4 protein-coding genes are annotated in these 2,849 nt (G+C 57.5%); 2 read left to right on the forward strand and 2 right to left on the reverse strand.

Going from position 1 to position 2,849, the window contains the following annotated elements; genetic code table 11:
- The coding region (locus L0H65_RS17645) for a PfkB family carbohydrate kinase (RefSeq protein WP_301460531.1) at positions 1-260 on the forward strand (260 nt) is incomplete at its 5' end.
- 153 nt (positions 261-413) lie between these two features.
- On the opposite strand, the gene L0H65_RS17650 is transcribed toward L0H65_RS17645, so the two are convergent.
- Both L0H65_RS17650 and L0H65_RS17655 read right to left on the reverse strand, forming a co-directional pair.
- Positions 414-1,130 carry a phosphatase PAP2 family protein gene (locus L0H65_RS17650; RefSeq protein WP_301460532.1) on the reverse strand — a complete coding sequence of 239 codons (717 nt, stop codon included), beginning with the start codon at positions 1,128-1,130 and terminating at the stop codon, positions 414-416.
- Between the two features lie 2 nt (positions 1,131-1,132).
- On the reverse strand, positions 1,133-1,951 hold the full coding sequence (locus tag L0H65_RS17655; protein WP_301460533.1) for a sulfotransferase family protein: 819 nt from the start codon (positions 1,949-1,951) through the stop codon (positions 1,133-1,135).
- Between the two features lie 148 nt (positions 1,952-2,099).
- Between L0H65_RS17655 and L0H65_RS17660 the strand changes: the two genes are divergently transcribed.
- Positions 2,100-2,849: beta-1,6-N-acetylglucosaminyltransferase (locus L0H65_RS17660; protein ID WP_301460534.1), on the forward strand; the 750-nt coding region annotated here is incomplete at its 3' end.

A 2,849-nucleotide genomic window follows, 5' to 3' on the forward strand; every position in this document is an offset into this window, starting at 1 on the left:
TGCACCGATGGCGCGAATGTGCGCATGTTCTGACGGATGGTCAGCATTGGCATCTGCCTGCGGTCCCGACGCAGATTGTCGATGCGACCGGCGCCGGGGATTTGTTTGCCGGGGCGTTCTTGTGGGGTATGACCAATGGGTATGATCTGCAAGCGGCGGCGCGGATGGGCAATATCGCGGCCTCGGAGGTCATAAGCCATATCGGCGCGCGGCCGGAGGCGGATTTGAAGGCGCTTTTTGTTCACGCTGGCGTGGTCTGACGGGAGGCGCGCGGTTCAAGCCCCAACGGGGCCATCACCGCGCGCCGTTTCCACGGATATTTGGCCGGTCTTTGATGCGATTGGCGAAGGTGGCGCGCTGTGATATCTGGAACGATGGATATTTGAGCAGAGAAGACGCGGCGTTTTTTTTGCTCAGCTGTCAACGGTTTTGCTTTTTGAAAACATTCGGCGGCGGCGTTCGAGCCATTCTGCGATGCCCCAGCAGCCGAGCGCCCATGCTGCGCCAAGCGCCCAGCCAGCAAGGACATCACTGGGCCAGTGGACGCCGAGATAGACGCGGCTGATACCGACTGCCAGCGAGAGGGCGACAGCAACCAGCACAACATAGGTTTTGATCCGCAGTTGCGATTGGGTACGGGCGATGGTGATCGCAAGAGTGAGGTATACCAGCGTCGCCATCAGCGAATGGCCGCTGGGAAAGCTGGGGCTGCCGACGATGGAGCCATGCGGCACCAGATCGGGGCGGGGGCGGGCGACAAACTCCTTGAACAGAGTGCTGACAAGGATACCGGTACCAACTGCCGCAAGCAGAAAGACCGCAGTGGCGCGGTTGCGTTGCAGCGACAGAAAGCCCGCGACCACCAGCGTCAGCAGGGTGAGAACGCCGACACCGCCAAGCGCGGTGAAATCGCGCATGAGTTCATGCAGGGCCGGGGGGCCAACGGGTTGCGAGAGGTCGCCGGGCGCGCGCAAAGCCAGCAGGATGCGTTCGTCAAAGCCGAGGGTTTCACCCTCGCGCACCTCCTCCAACAGGGCGAAAAAGGCCCAGAACCCGGAAGCGACTGCGAGAAAAATCAGCAAGGGGCCAAGTTCCACCCGGCCCCGCAGCCAGCCAAAGACGCGGCGCATTGCTAATCCCCCAGTTTGGCATGAACCTCGTCGAGATCAACCTCACCCATTGGCATCTTGTTGGCGGGGTTTTCAAAATCATACTTGAAAAGCTGGAAGTCGCGTTTGTAGATTTCCCAGATCAGATGCATCGACAGATCGTCGAAATAATCCTCCACCGGATGGGCACGCTTCGGGCCGTGGCCTTCGCTTTCGTTGAAGCGCGGAATGGTTTTCAGATCAACCTTGTGCGGCGTTTTGATGTGTTTCAGAACGTCCTGCATGCCTTCGTTGAATTTCTCGGTGAAGAACACCTTGTCGTAGCGCCCGCCATTGGCGATGAAGGTCGCGACATGGCCCGACATTGCCGACCAGTGGATGTCAGGCTCCATCGGTTTGCGCCAGCGGATGGTGTCGCGGGCAAACAGCAGGAAACGACGGAAACTTTTGATCTGGTCGAAGTCCTGCTTGCCATCATCGCCGCCGACCTCAATCCCGTATTTCTGGATCAAGAGCGGCACCATATTGCCGCGATAGCGTTTGCCGTTGCGCTGGATGCCGCAGATCTTGTCAAAGAACGACGACAGGATGCGGGTATATGGGTTGCGGACACAGGTGAAGGCATAGGTCTTTTGCGCCTTCACCGAGCGTTCGATCAGCGCCTGACTACCTTCCTGCGCCCATTTGTGCAGACCGGAGGTTGAATCGTGGATGTCGCCATCAAAGAAGCGTTTGTGATCGGAATAGAACATGATCTGCCCGATGGTGGAGCAGGCACATTTCGGAACGACGCGGTAGATGACGCTTTCGCTTTGCGTCATCCATGTACCGGGAAAACCCATTAACTTCTGCCTCCGTAACGTAACGCCCGGCATCATCGGGCGTTTGACACTAATTCATAGCAAAGAACAAAGAAACTCTGTCATTTCAATGACCGATAAAGCTATTTATAGAAACAATGACCCAAAAGAGGGCTAAGGGTTTCTGTATATGGCAAAAATCGCCTACATTCTATTGTGCCACAAGGACCCAGAGGGGGTTATCGCGCAGGCGGAGCGGCTGACCGCCGCTGGCGATTATGTTGCCATCCATTTCGATGCGCGCGCCAGCAACAGCCATTTTGATGCGCTCAGGGCGCGACTTTCCGACAACGCTTCGGTGACCTTTACCGCCAAGCGGTTGAAATGCGGCTGGGGCGGGTGGAGCCTTGTCGCGGCGACATTGCTGGCGGTGCGGGCGGCGGCCGATGCTTTTCCGCGCGCGACGCATTTTTATATGCTTTCGGGCGATTGTATGCCGATCAAATCGGCGGAATATGCCCATGATCTGCTCGACCGGGAGGAGGTCGATTATGTCGAAAGCGTTGATTTCTTCAAATCGGACTGGATCAAGACCGGCATCAAGGACGAACGACTGATCTATCGCCACTGGTTCAATGAGCGCACGCATAAATGGTTGTTCTATGCCTCGATGGATGTGCAAAAGCGGCTGGGGTTGGCGCGCAAGGTGCCCGGTGATCTGCAAATCCAGATTGGCAGCCAATGGTGGTGCCTGCGGCGGCGCACGATCGAGGCGGTGCTGGCGTTTTGTGACAGTCGCCGCGATGTGATGCGGTTTTTCCGCACCACATGGATTCCGGATGAGACATTCTTTCAAACGCTGGTGCGCCATCTGGTGCCGGAATATGAGATCCGCGGGCGGACGCTGACCTTTCTGATGTTCACCGATTACGGCATGCCG

Origin of the sequence: Pseudorhodobacter sp. (assembly GCF_030452865.1) — a bacterium.
Classification (GTDB): Bacteria; Pseudomonadota; Alphaproteobacteria; order Rhodobacterales; family Rhodobacteraceae; genus Pseudorhodobacter.